Below are 17603 nucleotides of genomic sequence, written 5' to 3' on the forward strand. Positions count from 1 at the left end.
CTAAAATATCTTTGATACTGATTTTCTTTTAATTACTTTATTTTTATATTTGGACTAGCTTTTATAATAAAATCCAACATTATATATATGTCAAGTCTTCTCTATTATTTATCGGAAGATTTTTTGATACGAGGCGAGAATTTATGAGAGAACTATTTGTTTGCAATCTTGTAAAAGAAGTACTTGGTCCACGAAAAGGAATTCAAGAAAATATTAATGCTTCGCCACTTAGCGAGTATATCACTGGTGTGCTCTCTCCTGTTACTAATTCTCCATCAATCACATTTTCTGATGTTGATAATGAAGCAGTAATTCCAGTAGATACTGCAGATACATCAGAGGAAGATTCGGATGACTTGGATATAAGTTCAACTCCCTTTTTTTCTCCCGCTCTTGACCCCAAGAACAGATCCTCAAATATAGGATTATCATTTATTGTGAAGTCTCTTGGAGTCCCCAAAATTAAGGTATGTCTTACATGGGCAAAGTATGTCGAGACAGCTGAACGTTCTTTTTGCTGGCAACGAAATCCTAGATATTCTATCTTGGATATTGATCTAGATTCTGATAAGGATTTCTGGATAGATGATTGTGGAAAAGAAGTGGAAACTGAGAAGTCAGAGATTTCATTCCATGTAAATGTTATCCCTAAAGGCAAATATAATTATTTTATAAGTTTGCATTTGGTAAATAGAATTAAAGTAGAGAACAGCCAAAAAATATTTACTGAACACCATTTATTCCAACCTCAGATTCGTGTTAAATGCTATGAAGGAACAGAAGTCGTACCGGGTATTAGAAAAACTTCCAATAGTGAAGAGGAAAAGAAACTTGAGTTTCTTTATAGGAATAAACCTTTGCTTGCAAGAGGTCATCTTTGTTCAGCTATGTGGAAAGATATTGATCCCGAAAATTCTAATTTTGAAGAGGATATTTTAGACTTTTCAGAATGTAAAGATCAACTTCCTTTCCGTTGGTTAGATGGAGAATTATTAACACCTGAAGAAAGATTACAATTTTCACCAGCTGACATACGTACTGAGTTTGTACCTTTATATTCTATCCCATCACCAGATCTGAATTTAGATAATGAATTCGGACATCATCTGGAATTACATGCAGAAAAATTGGCTGAATGTTGGGACCCCGATGTTTTACGTGCAAACCTTCTACCAATAGCAGAAGGGTATAGAAAATGGATAGATGACATGCGGGTCAGAGCGGTCTCTGATTCTGAAGAATATATAAAGATAGTTGAAAAAATTCTTGATGATTGTGAAGTGGTGCACCGGAGAATAGTATCAGGAATTGACATTTTATATGGTGATGATGAAGCCAGACTTGCGTTTTGTTTTGCAAATAGAGCAATGGATATTCAATCTAGGTGGTCTCCTAGAGGTACGGCACTTGAATATCGTCCATTTCAGCTTGCATTTATTCTTATGACCTTGGAGTCAATAGTAAACACTCGATCCCCAGATAGAAAAGTTTGTGATTTACTATGGATTCCAACAGGAGGGGGTAAAACAGAAGCTTATCTAGCTATTATTGCTTTTACCATAGCATATAGAAGGAGAAGAATTTTAACTGGAAATAATGCGAATAAAAATGTTGCAGGTGTATCTGTCATTACAAGGTATACTTTGCGATTATTGACAATACAACAGTACAGGAGATCATTGTCACTTATTACTGCCTGTGAGTTTCTGAGAGTCCAAAATTTATTAGTTGAAGGATCAATAGGCTGGAGACCGGCTGATTGTTCTGTTTCTAATGACTATTTATGGGGATCTACACCATTTAGTATAGGTCTCTGGGTTGGTGGTGGAGTTACACCCAATAAATTCAAAGACATCTGGATATTGAAGCCCAATGGTAAAAAACAGCCTATTTTTGGGGCACTGTCAATTCTAAAAGGAAAAGATGGTGAAGGAGAACCTGCTCAGATTCTGAATTGTCCTGCCTGTAATTCAATTCTTTCAATTCCAAATACGGGTTTACCGATAGGCGTACATACGTTACATTTTATCATACAGTCACTAAATCACATCAATCAACTTGAGCTTCAAATAAATAATTTATTCAACACAATTATAGGAAATTTGAAAGTTATTAATGGAAAAGTAACGTCTCATTCTTCGTCTAGTTACTATACTATTAGCATCAAAGTTGAGCTTCAACATCCAGTAAAAGATAAGGATATAGACGATTTGTGGGTTCACTTGGCCAGTTTTTTCAAAAGTAATGGATGTGAGATCTCTATTGTCTCAGTGCGACCAGCAAGACCTGGTTATTTTATTAGAAGCTATTTGTCTAAATCTAAACCTCAAGAGTATGATTATGAAATTTTATGTCCAGATCCTGAGTGCCCATTACACAAACCATGGTGTGGGGGAGAACCTTTAGGATGGATTGAAAGTCTGAATGCAACTTCCGCTGCAATTTCTCCTGCAGTAAAAAGTATCAATTCAGGTAATTCTTCTTATAATGATAACAATAGATTGATTCAGATACAAAATGCTTTCAGGTACAAAAATTCTCCATACGGTGTTTCTCCATTTATTTCGGATAGAATTCCTATAACAGCTCTAACCAGTGATTATCAGATTTATCAAAAATTACCTACTGTCATTGTTGCAACTGTGGATAAATTTGCGCGTCTTCCCTTTGAACCTAGAACTTCAGGACTCTTTGGGAACGTCGAATATCATCACTGTATACATGGCTATTTCCGAAAGTTTCAGGATAATGACGAGAACCCTTCACCTGCAGGCAGCAAAAGTAACCCACTTTACAAAAAGATTTCTCCTCTCTCTCCTCCTGAATTAATAATTCAAGATGAACTTCATCTGGTGGAAGGCCCCCTAGGCAGTCTTATGGGCATGTATGAGATGGCTGTTGATGCCCTTTGTAGTAATGAAAATGGATTTCCAGTAAAATATATTGCTTCTACAGCAACCATTCGAAGAGCAGAAGACCAAGTTCAAGCAGTATTTCAACGTAGCGTTCAGTTGTTTCCACCTCATGGATTATCAGAAAGTGATAGATTCTTCGTAAAAGGAAGAAATCTCCATCCTCTGGATGACAGTAAACCTGGAAGACTATATTTAGGAATATGTGCTCTTGGAAGAGGTCCTCTTACACCCCTCGTTCGTATTTGGTCCAGATTACTTCAAACTGCTCACCAGAATAGAAATCATCAAAATATTGATCCATTTTGGACTCTCACAGGCTACTTCAATTCTATCCGGGAACTGGGTGGTGCAAGGGCACTTTATCGGCAGGATATCCCACAAAGAATTGATGATATTTTCGGTAGTGATCCAAGAATTCTACCTGATGAGAAAGGAGTCGAACTTTCTGGCAGAATTTCATCCACTGAGCTCCCTGGAATTTTAGACAATCTTAACAGAAAATATCCCCAGGCTGTTGATTCCCTTTTTACAACATCGATGTTTGGAACTGGGGTTGATATTTCGCGTATTGGTCTCATGGTTGTTAATGGACAGCCAAAGACAACATCTTCATACGTTCAATCTACAGGACGTGTAGGCCGAAGTAGAGGTGCACTTGTTGTTACTTTTTTGAGAGCGAGCAGGCCAAGAGATTTAAATCATTATGAGTTCTTCTGTGGATATCATAGTCAGATTGATAGATTTATTGAGCCGGTAACAGTATATCCATTCTCACCAGGAGTTATCGATAGAGCACTGGGACCGGTTGGCGTGTCTATTTTAAGAAATATGAGAAGCCCAACCATAGAATGGTTAAAGGTTGATTCCGCAAGAGAGATGGCAAGTCTAAGGCACAAAGCTCCGGAAGTATTACAACTACCTATTCAGCTTGAAGAAAGAGCTAGCCAACAACCAGCTCTTCGTAGACCGTCTCCTGATAATGTTAAAGATTATATGAAAAGCGAACTTGACAAATGGCAAATTACAGCTGCAAGAAACCCAACGAGTTTAACATATGTTGAGTATGCCTTAAATGATTTGCCTCAGAATCCAGTTGTTCTGGGTGACCTTAAGCATATTCATGCGAAACTTGATGTGGTATATGAAAATGCTCCTCAATCTTTACGTGATATCGAAGAAACAACAGGTTTTCAAACATGAGGTATAAAGTATGACTCAAGATATTCGTCTTTCCCAGTTCATTCTTACATATGGTCCAGGTGCAATTCTTGAAAGTACTTCAGGGCCAAGAATTATCCCATTACCTGACACTGGACTTTTTTATTCGGGTGATTTTAGTCCTGAGAATTTCGAAATCTATGATCCGAGGATTTCTAAAGGGCTATTAAATGGAGCAAGAATATTCAAATTACCCTCAAATGCTGAACTTGGTCGACCTCAAAACTATTATGTTTACCGGACAAAACCGTTTCCATCTTGGAAACTTTGTTTAAATACTCGTATGCATGGTGGAAACTTCAACGTCCTTTACCATGCAAAATCTTGTCCCGTATGTAATATCAGTGGAAGAAAAGGTACTGAATCTATCCGTTTCATTATGGCTTGCCCTGATGGCCACATGGATGATATAAACTGGAACTACCTCGTTCATGGGAATAATTCAAACTGTGATCAACAGTGGTTTAAATGGTATGGAGGTGGGGGTTCGCTTTCAAATGTTGAAATTGAATGCCCTATATGTAGATCAAGGGCTAACTTGGGTGAAGCTTACAGACACACATGGAGATGTAGTGGAAGATACCCTGAGAAAGAAAATATTAATGATTTTCCCAATAGACCCGGGTGTGATAAAAATGCTAGAATAATTCAAAGGCAGGCTTCAAATCTGAGAATTGCAGAATTAGTAACTCTTTTTTCTATCCCACCGAGACACACTAATCTTCACAATCTTCTCCATATATCATATATTGAAGGTGTTTTAGTTGCAAATCGTCCTTCCTCCTTAACCGAATTTAAGAAGACGATTCAAAGGCTTGTTGAAGGAGAATTAATAAGCCCAAACGTAGAAAGAGAAATTTTTCAATGTGAATGGGATGAGATAAAACAAGCTATTCAAGATGTTCTCTCCCCTATTCCTAAATCTTATAATGAACTCATTTTAGATGAGTTCCATGCTCTTGTTGACGGTTCAACTAATGGTGTTCCTCCTTTGAGAGGTCCACGACCTAATTCTCCAGTTACCTTTGAGATTAAACCAAGTATGGTAAGAATGTGTATCGCCCCAAATGGAACCAAATTTCGTATAACTCCAGTTACTAGACTCAGTACAGTCACTGTAAACACGGGTTATCGTCGTGAAGTTGAAACAAGTTCACTTAGCGAAGGAGATACACATTTTCTATCCAAACATGTGTCAATTGTTATGTCCGATCCTCAAAATCCTTCCCAATTATGGTATCCAGGTGTACAGTTTTTAGGAGAGGGCATTTTTATTACAATAGAAGAAAAAGAAGGATTTGAAGAACAGCTTTCTGGAGATTCCTCTGATAATTGGATGAAGAGTTATTTAAAATCTTCATCTTATCCACCATATGTTTTCAGGGATTCTGAACCCCATGAGGAATTACATCCATTGTTCATATACTGGCATACTTTGAGTCATCTACTGATTAGAGCAATATCTGTTGAAGCAGGCTATTCTTCGGCATCAATTAGGGAAAGAATTTATTTAGATATAGAAAACAAAAGAGGTGGAATTTTGTTATACGCTTCTCAACCGGGAACTGACGGTACTTTAGGAGGATTAATTGCTTTAGTTCCGTATTTCCAAGATCTCTTTGACATTGCCTTTGAACAGCTTCAAACATGTTCAGGAGATCCTTTATGCAAAGAAAATCATTTCACGCCAGGAAAACATAATGGCGCTGCTTGTTATGGATGTCTACTTGTTTCTGAAACCTCTTGTGAACATCGTAATATGTGGCTGGACAGAAATGTTTTGCTGGAGAATATGCCATGAAAAACGAGCACAATACAGATAATGTTGAGATACTTGTCACAGGTCCTATAATCATGAACGGAGGTATAAGGGGTACCGAAACTGTTATTGAGGAACTTATCAATGAGGCTAAGCACGAAATTCACTTAGTTTCATACTTATTTACGTCTAAAGCACTTCATATTTTGGAGTTAATAAAAGAAGCTTCTGAGAGGGGAGTAAAAGTAACTATAATTGTAAATGATATCGAGTCTCAAGAACACAAAATAGTTTCTGAACTAAAAGCTATGAGTTTAAGTTTTCCTTATGTAAAAGTATATGACTTCAAGGATCCTAAAAATAGACCTTTACATGCGAAAATTATCATCTCTGATCGGAATAAGGCTGTCGTAGGTTCTGCTAATTTTTCTTGGGGAGGATTGTACACAAATTATGAAATTGGTTTACTTATAAAAGGTCCAATTGTGTGGGAGCTTTCTGAAGTTGTTGATAATCTTACCTCTTATTGCGTGCCTTAATATTAAATTTAATTCTACAATTGGAACCTAAATTTCGTGTTTGAACTGAAAACTGTTACGTTAGGTTGTTAAATGCGTGGTGTCACGTCAATCCTTAAGGATTAAAGGATTCTGAATAGCTGTAACTGACTATATGTGACATTTTACTGCTGACATGATACTAGGTACAGACTTCAACCATGGTGTTTTTTCATCCCCGCAGCAAGCTAGCGGGGTATTCGACTGAAATAAAAAATTTCTCTTCAATACCCCCGCCGCCTGAGAATCATTCGGCTCCGCAGTATTTCAAATTAAAAAAGTTAAAAAAGGAAATAAAGAAACAAACGCTTCTCACTCAACCTCAACAGTAAGTGTAAAGTTCTCCTCAGTTCCGGTGGTATTCTCCCAGGACCTCCTGTATATTCCGTTTACCTGCTGGCTGCCCAGTTCCACGGCTTCAATAATCCATGTATGAGTTCCGCCGACACCAACCTTATCTTCGGCAGCTTCATCCTGAGTATATTCGTCGCTGAGAACGCTGAGCCCCTCAGTCACGTTGAGTTCCCAGGAGTAGCCTGTGGACGGGTTTTCCCTGAGCTGGAGGGTAAAATTCTCTCCTTTTTTGAGACTTATGCTTGTCCCGCTGTCAGCTTCAGTTACGACCTGCCCTGTTTCTGTGGTTTCATTAGCTTGAGTTATGTTAGCTTCAGTCACGGTTTCGTTTGTTATGTTAGATGCTTCCTGAGTTTCATTTTCTGCGGCTTCTGGCTTTTCGGCACAGCCGGCTGCAAAAACAACAGCAGCAATGATAGAAAGCATTGCCATTATCTTTAAAATTTTCTTCATAAATATTCCCTTAAATCTCTCTTTAATCTCGCAGTGCATAATTTTTTGTGATTTTTACTGGTTATTGCACTTCAATATGATATTACTGGTTTTTGAAAATAAATCCTGAAGAACAATTGATCCTTTTTTTCCAAATTCAAACCAGCTTCAGCCTCAACATTGCCTCTCCGTTTCACGCAAACTATATATATCATGGCACTCAAATAGGAATATTGTATAAAAGTCTCTAAATTGGAGAGTGTTTTTTCAGGTAATGCTGCACCAGGGATCAGTTCAAGCGAACCTTCAGATGCATCCTTTGAAGATTTCAACTTTTTATCTCGTTTTATAAGCTTTCTATAGGCTGACGTTATACGTTTTAAAGCGGGGTCGCTGCTCTATTTGAGCCGGTTGAATCTTCATAAAGTTACCTGAACTGAAATTTAAAAAACAGAATAACGAAAAAACAAACTAAACGTTATCAAAACAAAAACACCCTTTAGAGCCTTTATCAAGAGGTTTAAACAAGATGTCAGAAGAATCCGATGATTCAGACAGTAGTGATAGTAGCGATAGTCGTCAGAAAATGTTCACAGCAGCCGGAATGGTTCTGTGTATCGTGCAGTTTGCCTTCTTCGTGGGCATGATTTTAATGTTCATGGAGATGGACTTTGCTCAGGGGTTCAAGTTCATGCTGCTTGCATATTCTTCAGCGTTCATTTATAAGAACATGGAGAATTCCGGGATAATGCAGCTTGTAACAAGGAACTGATGACTGTGTGGATTTAACCAGGATCCACACTTTTTATATCTATACCTTCTGTCCTGTTTCATTTTTTACCTGTTTTTCATATCCTTTTCCGGATTTCTTTTCGTTTCAGCCGCATCTGCTTACTTTTAAATGTACCTTTTAATGAAGCCTTTTTTCTATTGTGTTTCTTCAGAAGCCGAAAACAAAGGGAGAGCGTCTGTCTTACAATTTTTAGAATTTTGTGCAGTGATTAAAATACTTCCATTTTTTTGCTATAGTCTCAGGCTTCTTATATTTTTCAGGGTTTCAGAAAATATAACTCATTAATAAATAGAAAAAGAGATATATAGGATCAATTTTTAGTATCAAATAATAATTATTGTGGGATAAACATGGACCTTACATTGCAGATTGATACTGATTACTCGCTGCAGGAAGCAAGCGAAGTTGTCCGCTCGGCTCTGGAACACGAGAAGCATCTTGCGAAATACAAGGTACAGCGCTATTCCATGATCTGCGATGAATTTGAAGACCAGTATGACCTGATATCTACAGAACTTATCCAAAAAATTGAAGCTGGAGAAATTTTCGATGACGAAAGGTTTTTTGACTGGTACGCCGCAAAAAAAGGGCTTGACCACTGGAAGAAAAAGCTGAAGGTCCTTAATTCTGTCAAGTTTTAAGTTGCAGAACGCTTCCCGCCTGCAAAATTCTACTTTAACCTGATCTATCTTTATATTCTGTTTCATCACTTTATTATTCTTTACTTTCTTTTATTTTTTTTAATTCCTGTTTCTTTTCTTACTTTTATCTCTTTTCTACTTCTATTTCGTTAGTTTTTCATTTTTCCGGCATACCGATAAAGTGTATAAATTTAACGATACTGTTAAATAGTTAGGCTTCTATCTTTTTTATCAGTAATATTTTTTTAATGGTGTTTTGATGAAGGATCAAATTAAATTAACAGAGCTGATGTTCCTATCTGAAAAAAGGAAGAAAATTCTTCTTTTCCTTAAAGATAAGCCCAGAACCATGGCTGAAATTCAGGAGCATCTTTCCGCAGATCCTGTTTCTATCCTTCCTCAGATCAAAAAGTTGAAAGAAGGTAAACTTGTAGTACAGAAAGAGCATATGTACGAACTCTCTTTAATTGGAGTCGTAATTGTTGACAAAATGCCTCCTTTCCTGGGTACCCTTGAGGTCCTGGAAGCAAATTTTGACTACTGGACAAAAAGAAACCTTGAAGGCATCCCTCCCTTTTTACGAAAAAGAATTTTTGAGCTGAAGAACTGCAAGCTCATCCTTCCGGATATAAGCCATATGTTCGAGCTCAATCCTGAATTTGTAGAAAAGCTCCACCTCTCCACACATATTTCCGGTTTTGCTTCCTATTTTCACCCTTCTTTTGCTTCACTTTACCCTGAACTTGCAAAAAAAGGAGTGGAGATTTCTTTGATACTTACTGAGCCAGTAATTCAGAGGTTCAAAAAGGATTATAGGGAGGAACTATGCGCCTTTCTGAATCTCGAAAACGTCAGAGTATTTGCCTTTCCCCATGATGCCAGAATTGCAGATTTTACAGTAACGGACAAGTTTTTCTTGCTTACCCTTTTCTCAAAGGAGAAAATTTTTGAACATGAAAGCCTGCTCAGTTCCGAGCCTGAAGCTCTTAAATGGGGCACCGACCTTTTCTTACATATGAAAAAAGAAGCAGTTCAGGTAAAAGAAGTTTGAATGCAATGCTCTAAAGCATTAAATGCAAATCTCTATTTCTCTACATTATTTTCTTTCTTTTTCATCAATTTCTCTTCTTCTTGAAAATTTTTCTTCACATTTATATTATTAATTTCTCCTGTTGCCTTTTCTCACTTTCAGTTTTCTTTCAGGCACAGTTTCGCAGTAAAAACAAAAAACTACCTTAAATAACTTCTACGTTATCTCTTTTTCAGCTCCTTAATGGACTGAGTTTTTTTGTATGTAAATCTCCAGAGAACAACTGTTTATGATCAGGTTCTTTATATAATGGTAGCTTTATCAAAATCTATGTTTCTGCTCAAAGAAAAAAGCTGTCAGGATGGTTTTGAATCAAAAGCTTAATATTTCGGATAGCAATTTCCATTTATAATGTTAGTTTATTTATGCAAGGAAATATTGATAATATATCGTAAAAGACAATGCTCTAATCTTCTCAGTAAACCTTAGAGCTTTTCGAACTTAAGACCAGCTTAACAGTTTACAGGATTTGCTTATTCAGAAGGAACAGGAATAGTAATAATCTTCAAAAAAATAAAACAATTCTACTTTAATTTAATGATTGGGTGACTTAATTACAACAAAGGCATTAATTCCCGCACAGAAGATCTGGTGCTGGACTCATAAAACAAGAGTAGTGCCGCTGGAAAGTTGTAAACCTGGGTCAAAAACTGGTTAAAATTATTTGGTGAATTATATACGGGGTATGGAGGGGGCAGTGGGATGTCACCAGAAACGCAAAAAGAAAAAAGGGTGCGTGAATTGAAACAAATAACGGTGTTAATGTTTATATTCTTAATATCTTCGTCATTGGCGGTGGTTGTGGGTTCTGATCTTGCCTCTGCCGCAGACGTCGAAAATGAATCAATCAGTGCGGGCTTTTCAGCTTCCCCGACTGAGGGAGAAGCTCCGCTAACAGTACAGTTTACTGACGGCTCAACCGGGAGTCCGACAAGCTGGAAATGGGACTTTGGAGATGGTGGTACCTCCAGTACCAAAAGCCCTTCCCATATATATTCCAAAGCGGGAACTTACACCGTAACACTGAATGTAAGCGATGGCGTTAGCTCGGACAGCGAGGTCAAGATCAATTATATTACTGTTGAAGAAAAGACTGTAGTTCCTGTTGTTGTGACAGCAAACTTTACATCTAACGTAACTTCAGGCAAAGTGCCTCTTACTGTCAAATTTACGGACAGCTCTAGCGGCGGTCCTACCTCATGGAAATGGGACTTTGGTGACGGAAAGAGCTCAACATCCCAGAATCCGGTTCATACCTATTCGACTGCCGGAACATACTCGGTAACCCTTATAGCAACTAACGGTACTGCAAGCGATGATATCACAAAGTCAAATTACATTACTGTTGATGGAAATGGGCCAGATGCCAGCTTTACCGCTTCTCCGGCTGAGGGAGTAACTCCTCTTACCGTTCAATTTACTGATACCTCAACCGGCAGCCCGACAGCATGGACATGGGACTTCGGAGACGGAAACACATCAACTGTCCAGAGTCCTTCTCACACATATTACAGTGCAGGGACATATACTGTGAAATTAACCGCAACAAATTCATACGGGTCCAGTGCGGCTTCTCTGTCGATCCGTGCATCATCGGTCACTGCGCCGGTGGCTGATTTTTCAGCCAATGTCACATCAGGCTCATCTCCGCTTTCCGTCCAGTTCACGGACCTGAGTACCAACGGTCCTGCAGCCTGGGAATGGGACTTTAACTCAGACGGGACCATAGATTCGACTGAGCAAAACCCTGTTCATGTATATACGTCTCAGGGTACCTATTCTGTTACCCTTAATGCGATCAACGGCACTGCCGCGGGCAGTAAAACAAAATCTAACTTTATTACAGTAGGAAATTCACTTCTAGCTTCTTTTACCGCATCTCCGCGTGAAGGCAGTGCTCCGCTTACTGTTCAGTTTAACGATACTTCTTCCGGAAACGCAACTTCCTGGATATGGGACTTTGGTGATGGTAATACTTCAGCATCTCAGAGCCCGTCTCACATCTATTTCAGCGCCGGAAATTATACCGTAAAATTGACCGTAACAAATGCTTTTGGGTCTAACACCAGTGCCCCTTCTTATGTAAATGTGTCCTCAACAATTGCTCCTGTTCCTGATTTCATATCGAATGTAACTTCAGGTCAGGCTCCTCTTACTGTTCAATTTAACGATACCTCTACCGGAGGTCCGACTGCATGGGAATGGGACTTTAACTCGGACGGGACCATAGATTCTACTGAGCAGAATCCTGTTTATCAGTTTACAAGCAACGGGCTCTATGCGGTTACTCTGAGGGCGGGTAATGGTACTGCATGGGGTAATATTACCAAATCTGACTATATTATGGTTGGAGACGGGGTCCATGCTTCATTTACTGTCTCTACACGCACAGGGGCTGCCCCTCTGACCGTACAGTTTAACGATACTTCGACAGGCAATGTAACCTCCTGGCTCTGGGACTTTGGAGACAGCAACACATCTACCGAGCAGAACCCGAGCCACGTGTATTCCGAAACCGGAAGTTATTCCGTAACCCTCAATGTCAGTAATGGCTATGAGTATAGCACCGTTACATGGACCGACTACATTACAGTCGGCGAGGAAGAAGAAGACAGCGGCGGGTCAGGAGGTTCTGGCGGGTCATCATCAGGCGGAGGTGGCGGTTCTCCTGAGCCTGCAAGCAATGTTGAAGTCAGGGAACTCGCCCAGGAGTTTGTTACAACAGGGGACCGTGTAAAGTTCGAGTTCACCAAAAATGCCACTGCTGTCATGTATGTGAAATTTGATTCCAAAAGGACATTTGGGAAAACAACAGCCATAGTCGAACAGCTTATCAACAGGTCCGTTCTGACCCCAAAAGAACCCTCAGGGAAGGTCTATAAGTACCTGAATATCTGGGTAGGGAATGAGGGCTTTGCAAGCCCAGAGAATATTGCCAATGCCATTATAGGGTTCAGGGTAAAGAGCTCTGAAATTTCAGTGAATGAGACAAACGAGACTGATGCTCCTTCAGTTTTCATGTACAGGTATTCGGATGGGAAATGGAATGCACTCCCCACACGTGAAATAGGAGAAGACGGTCAGTATACGTATTTTGAATCCAGGACCCCTGGCTTCTCTCCGTTTGCAATCATAACCGGCAAGAAAGCTATCGAGTTAATAGAAAATGAGACTGTGGTGCCGGAGTCCTCTGGGCTTTCACCAAAGAACAGGCAGACTGAGTCTAATCCCTGGCCCATGCAAACGACTGAATACAAAGACTGGTCAGAAGTCTCCCTGGCCATCAAGGTTATTGTCGGGCTAATGGTAGTACTTTTGATAGGGATTGCTATAATGGAGAAAAAAAATCGATAAAAAGAAATTCTGGTAAAAAGAAATAAGATAATTGTGAAAATAAGCTCGTAAAATGAAGGTCTGGGACAGATTTTCGGATAGAAATCTGTCCAGTTGTTTATTTTCATAATTGCTTTATATGAAGCAAACAATCATAAAGTAAAAACTTCTTTTCTCGGGATAGACATGAGTTTCACGCTGAATATAGAAACTGGTTTCTCACCTCAGGAAGTATGTGAGGCTATCCGCTCTGCTCTTAAACATGAAAAGCATGTTGCAAAGTACAAGATCGAGCGATATTCCATTATCTGTAAAGGTTTCGAGGAGAAGTTTGGGTACAGCTCAGGTGAGCTCAGGTCGAGATTTGAAGCCGGAAATGTGGGGGAAGATATTGATTTCCTCGACTGGTATTCGGCGAAAAGAGAACTTGATCACTGGAATAAAAAGCTTGAGATCCTTTCCGGGATTTCTCTGTAAAAACCGTTTAATGTATCCATTTTCCAGAAACATTACTTTTATTATTCATGGAAAGAGGTTTGAAATCTGATATTCTATACGGGATCGTATTTTATTTCTGAGCTTTTGCAGCCTGCGCTGAAGGAAGTTCATCCCAATCATGAATCCGTCTGAAGGTTTTTGCTGGAAAGGCAAGTTTTTCTGTTCTCCAGGCCAAATAATTGATAAATTATTTATGTGCGTTTTAAAGTATTACAGGCTTGTTTACTTTCTACAAATGAAAATATTATTGTCCCGTATCTTTTTAGAATTATTTTGATATCCACAATTTTCTTTCGAATAGGGGAGGATAAACTTTTCTTTTGTAGATGTAAATTGAGGTGTTAAACTTGACAAAAACCGTTATAAAAAGCATGGTTGGAGAAGCTCTTATTGGTTCAGGTCCGGAGATTGCCCATATAGATCTGGTTATCGGGCCTAGAGGAGGGCCGGTAGAAACAGCATTCATGAATTCCCTTGCAATGCCCAGGCAGGGTCATACTCCGCTTCTTGCTGTCCTTGAGCCTAATGTCCAGCCAAAACCTGTAACTCTGATTGTAAACAAGGTAACAATCAAAAATGTGGCGCAGGCTGCTCTGATGTTCGGACCGGCTCAGGCTGCAGTTGCAAAAGCGGTTATGGACTCGGTGGCTGCCGGAGTGCTCCCTGAAGAACAGGCAGATGATATTTTCATTATCGTATCTGTCTTCATTGAATGGGATGCAAAAGATAAAGATAAGGTCTACGAATTCAATTATGAAGCTACAAAGCTTGCAATAGCCCGTGCAATGGAGAGCAAACCAACAGTTAAAGAGGCACTGGCTAAAAAGGATTCAGCAAAACATCCATTCGCATAAGGCAAACTGCTTAAGGTTTTACCCGGCATATTCAGACTGAAATCCGGCAGAGACCTTAATCATTTATTTTTTATCTCGAGCAGGATTCTCAGGTGATCTCTGGATTTTCCTGGCCTGCCCTGAGTATTGGTGTATATCCGGATATGTTCGGGTATATCCAGATCTCTTTTTTTAAGAGCAGCTCTGTCTCAACCTTGTTTTTGTATTTTTTTATTCTAAGTTTCATTTCTTTGAGTTTTTCTTAAGTCCTGTTTACGCTGAAAGTTTGTGTTGTTCTACCAGGAAGAGGGTCGGTCCTGAACCTGAAATCCTGGAGGATGCCTGCACAAAGGCAGAGAAATTCTTAATTTTCCGGATTCTGTGCCCTGTAAGAGACTTCCATAAAGTTCCTTGCCGTTTATCCTTTAAATTTTAAGGTCAGGGGAGCTGTTATATGTCTTTTATTAAAGGACAGTTCCCTTTTTATTAAAGGATAGTTCCCTTATACGACTGATAGTTACCTGTAAACTTTATTATTATTTCTTTGAAGGTCGTGGCCGTATTTTTCTTTTTTCTTAGGGAGGCCCGCTGCAGGACTGAAGAGTTATCGATTTCGAACACGTGACTCTTACTTTTGTTTCTTTCTTTAGATTTTTTCATGCCACTCCTGAAGTTCTGCAAAAGGGCTGAAAATGCAGTCTACTTTTTCAAAATTAACGGGCGTGGTAGACAAATATTTATAATAAGTATAAGTAGTTTATATTGAAGTAAAAACATAAAACTTTACAGTGGGGGAAGACATAATGAAAATTAGAGTAGTTAGTTCCAGGGAAGAAATTTTCACGCTTAATCCTAATGAGCGTGTTGTTCATCTGGCCTTCAGGCCTTCGAACAAGGACATTTTTGCGCTGGTGGAAACCTGCCCAAAGATTGAGGTAATTCAGTTGCCCAAATCTTACAGGCGTACAGTTTCAAAGTCCATAGAGATGTTCCTTGAGATGCAGAGAATCCAGCTTATTGAAGGAGATGTCTGGGGGCACAGGAAAGACATTAATGAATATTACAGCATTCCATCCTCTGTGATCGAAAAGATCAGAGAACTGAAGATGGAAGGCACACCTGCTGAGAGAATCGAAGAAAAGGTTGCAAGAGAAAGTAAGCTGAACCCTGAAATGGTTGCCTATATTCTGACCAAGGAAGCTTCTGTTTGAAGATCTTGCAATTCAGGATTTTTTCTTCATTTCTCGATGCACATTTCTCAATGTATACAGGATAATATTGAAAGATTCTAAATCTTTCAAGTATCCTCATTTGTTTTCTATCCCGCTAAAACTTTCAGCTTAGGGTTGGAAGGTACTCCTTACTTATGGTAATCACAGCATTTATCCAGCGGAAGCCATGAAGTCTGGGAAACGGTATTAGTTTAACATTTAATTTTCGAAGCTTTCTTTTTTGAAATACTATAGATATTTTTATTCCCAATTTTAGCAGTATTCGGGGTTTCAACTCCGGACTTTTTTAGCGTTTAATCTGGTCAATCCTGTATTATTAATAGATGCCTTTACCTGGTTAAGAACTGTGAGAGAGTAATAACTTATATATTTTTGGCGGCTGTAATCTTTTTAGTCTTATTTGCAATCCTTTTAACTTTAGCACTAATAGGAGACTGAAGGGTGAAGCTGGAACTTATAGAGTTGATTTTTCTTTCCGATAAGCGGAAGCAGTTACTTCTTTTTCTCAGAAACGGGCCCAGGAACATGGATGAAATTACGGAAGCCCTCCAGGTAACTTCCACTTCCATCCTGCCCCAGATTAAAAAATTAAAAGATATGTCTCTGGTCGTTCAGGAGGACAGGTCATATACACTTTCGCTCATAGGAAAAGTTCTCGTTGAAAAAATGCAGCCCCTTGTCAGTACTATAGAGCTTTTTGAAGATAACTTTGATTACTGGTCGGAAAAGGACCTTCAGGGCATTCCTCTGTCTTTCAAGAAAAGGCTTGGAGAACTCGGTAAATGCAAACTGATTCAGCCTGACCTTGACCGCATGTTTGAACTCGATCAGGAAGTTGTGGAAAACCTTTCAGGTTCAAGTTACATTTTCGAAGCCATAGCCTATTTCCATCCCCCTATGATTTCACTCTGCCAGGATCTTGCAAAAAAAGGAGTTGAGTTCTCTCTCCTGATGTCTGAATCTGTCTACGAACGGTATTGTAAAGACTATACAGAAGATTTCCTGAAAATGCTGGCTCTCAAAAATGTAAGGTTTTTCCGGTATTCGGGTGAACTGAGGATTGCAAGTCTTACAGTTACTGATAAATTCTTTATGATTTCACTTTTCCCGAAGAATCAAAGACATTTTGATCGGGAGAGCCTTATATGCTACGAACCTTCTGCTCTGAAACTGGGTTCCGAGCTTTTCAATGAGTTGCAGCTTGATTCAACACAGGCCACTGAAATTTCTCCTAAATAACTGAAGTTCCGGCAGTGTATCGAAAATTCCGGTAATAGAATGATTTTTAGCAGAAAATTGTAAATTTACATAAATGGAGGAAGTCTTATTCCAGCTTTTTACGAACAGAAAGCAGCTTACAGTAACCAGCTCAAATTGCTGATGGGTGCTGGAATGCTGCCTATCCTGGCTTTTTATGTCTTTTCTCTTACCGGACTTTTCGGCTTTGGTGAGGATTCTGAGGAAAGGTATGTTCTGCTTCTTGTTCTTCTCATTTATCTTGCTGCAATGAGGAGTTTCTTTAGTGTAAGGTTTCTGATAACTTCTGACAGTGTGGTTGCAGTTTTCCCACCCTTCAGGTATAGCATCCCTTTTTCCAATATTAGCTCTGTAGAGACCGTTAACGAGTTCCCCCTGCATATGGGGTGGGGTATATGGGGTCGCAAATTAGTTTTTGCTGGAAAGCATGCAAAAGCTATAACAATCAGGAAAGAAAAGGGTTTTTTCAGGACTGTTATCCTTGTTTTGGAAAACTCTGATGAATTCAGAAGGGAGGTGGAGACGGCTACCAGATACTCTTCAGGCTGCCGATTTTTTTGAGAGCCTGAGCTGATTTTCTTTCAGCTGCCAGGTTCCCATTATTAAACTGAACTATATATGGCCAGATTTTTCCTTATGCTAAGTACTTTTCTTATTTCTTGTGTGAGTTTTTGCTTCTTATTATTTCATT

At 39.1% G+C, this 17603-nt stretch carries 15 protein-coding genes; 12 read left to right on the forward strand and 3 right to left on the reverse strand.

Features of this window, described 5'->3' with window-relative positions; translation table 11 throughout:
* Window positions 1-143 precede the first annotated feature (143 nt).
* From drmA to PLL47_RS00550, 3 genes are read left to right on the forward strand one after another with little or no spacing between them, the layout of a single operon-like run.
* Window positions 144-4115, forward strand: coding sequence for a DISARM system helicase DrmA (gene drmA / locus PLL47_RS00540; protein ID WP_324443584.1), 3972 nt, complete (start codon window positions 144-146; stop codon window positions 4113-4115).
* A 10-nt stretch (window positions 4116-4125) separates the two neighbouring features.
* Complete coding sequence (gene drmB, locus PLL47_RS00545; protein WP_324443586.1) at window positions 4126-5934, forward strand: DrmB family protein; 1809 nt, start codon at window positions 4126-4128, stop codon at window positions 5932-5934.
* Window positions 5931-6431: a phospholipase D-like domain-containing protein gene (locus PLL47_RS00550; RefSeq protein ID WP_324443588.1), complete on the forward strand. Its 501-nt coding sequence runs from the start codon at window positions 5931-5933 to the stop codon at window positions 6429-6431. Before drmB ends, PLL47_RS00550 begins: the two co-directional genes overlap by 4 nt.
* A 330-nt stretch (window positions 6432-6761) precedes the next feature.
* On the opposite strand, the gene PLL47_RS00555 is transcribed toward PLL47_RS00550, so the two are convergent.
* Both PLL47_RS00555 and PLL47_RS00560 read right to left on the reverse strand, forming a co-directional pair.
* A complete protein-coding gene (locus PLL47_RS00555) occupies window positions 6762-7256 on the reverse strand; it encodes a protease inhibitor I42 family protein (protein WP_324443590.1) in 495 nt (164 codons plus the stop codon).
* Window positions 7257-7327: 71 nt separating this feature from the next.
* Entirely contained in the window at window positions 7328-7567 is a 240-nt protein-coding gene (locus PLL47_RS00560) for a hypothetical protein (protein WP_324443592.1), read from the reverse strand.
* A 197-nt stretch (window positions 7568-7764) separates the two neighbouring features.
* Here PLL47_RS00560 and PLL47_RS00565 point away from each other — a divergent pair, with 197 nt between their 5' ends.
* The 6 genes from PLL47_RS00565 (at window position 7765) to fae (ending at window position 14444) form a co-directional block, all read left to right on the forward strand.
* Window positions 7765-8007 carry a hypothetical protein gene (locus PLL47_RS00565; RefSeq protein WP_324443594.1) on the forward strand — a complete coding sequence of 81 codons (243 nt, stop codon included), beginning with the start codon at window positions 7765-7767 and terminating at the stop codon, window positions 8005-8007.
* A 371-nt stretch (window positions 8008-8378) separates the two neighbouring features.
* On the forward strand, window positions 8379-8669 hold the full coding sequence (locus PLL47_RS00570; protein ID WP_324443596.1) for a hypothetical protein: 291 nt from the start codon (window positions 8379-8381) through the stop codon (window positions 8667-8669).
* Window positions 8670-8958: 289 nt separating this feature from the next.
* Window positions 8959-9720 carry a helix-turn-helix transcriptional regulator gene (locus tag PLL47_RS00575; RefSeq protein WP_502883661.1) on the forward strand — a complete coding sequence of 254 codons (762 nt, stop codon included), beginning with the start codon at window positions 8959-8961 and terminating at the stop codon, window positions 9718-9720.
* A gap of 741 nt (window positions 9721-10461) precedes the next feature.
* Window positions 10462-13113 carry a PKD domain-containing protein gene (locus PLL47_RS00580; RefSeq protein ID WP_324443600.1) on the forward strand — a complete coding sequence of 884 codons (2652 nt, stop codon included), beginning with the start codon at window positions 10462-10464 and terminating at the stop codon, window positions 13111-13113.
* Window positions 13114-13278: 165 nt separating this feature from the next.
* Window positions 13279-13569 (forward strand): hypothetical protein, encoded by a 291-nt coding sequence (locus tag PLL47_RS00585; RefSeq protein WP_324443602.1) that lies wholly within the window; start codon window positions 13279-13281, stop codon window positions 13567-13569.
* Between the two features lie 359 nt (window positions 13570-13928).
* Window positions 13929-14444 carry a formaldehyde-activating enzyme gene (fae, locus tag PLL47_RS00590; protein ID WP_324443604.1) on the forward strand — a complete coding sequence of 172 codons (516 nt, stop codon included), beginning with the start codon at window positions 13929-13931 and terminating at the stop codon, window positions 14442-14444.
* A gap of 88 nt (window positions 14445-14532) precedes the next feature.
* Here the strand turns inward: fae and PLL47_RS00595 are convergent, their stop codons facing one another.
* Window positions 14533-14670, reverse strand: a complete 138-nt coding sequence (locus PLL47_RS00595) for a hypothetical protein (RefSeq protein WP_324443606.1) — start codon at window positions 14668-14670, stop codon at window positions 14533-14535.
* Window positions 14671-15226: 556 nt separating this feature from the next.
* Here PLL47_RS00595 and PLL47_RS00600 point away from each other — a divergent pair.
* The 3 genes from PLL47_RS00600 to PLL47_RS00610 all read left to right on the forward strand — a co-directional run bounded on the left by PLL47_RS00600 (window position 15227) and on the right by PLL47_RS00610 (window position 17473).
* A complete protein-coding gene (locus tag PLL47_RS00600) occupies window positions 15227-15634 on the forward strand; it encodes a DUF1699 family protein (protein ID WP_048138295.1) in 408 nt (135 codons plus the stop codon).
* Window positions 15635-16096: 462 nt separating this feature from the next.
* Window positions 16097-16894 (forward strand): helix-turn-helix transcriptional regulator, encoded by a 798-nt coding sequence (locus PLL47_RS00605; RefSeq protein WP_324443611.1) that lies wholly within the window; start codon window positions 16097-16099, stop codon window positions 16892-16894.
* Between the two features lie 141 nt (window positions 16895-17035).
* A complete protein-coding gene (locus PLL47_RS00610) occupies window positions 17036-17473 on the forward strand; it encodes a hypothetical protein (RefSeq protein WP_324443613.1) in 438 nt (145 codons plus the stop codon).
* Window positions 17474-17603: the final 130 nt, after the last annotated feature.

It is taken from the genome of Methanosarcina sp., from assembly GCF_035390745.1.
Taxonomy (GTDB): Archaea; Halobacteriota; Methanosarcinia; order Methanosarcinales; family Methanosarcinaceae; genus Methanosarcina.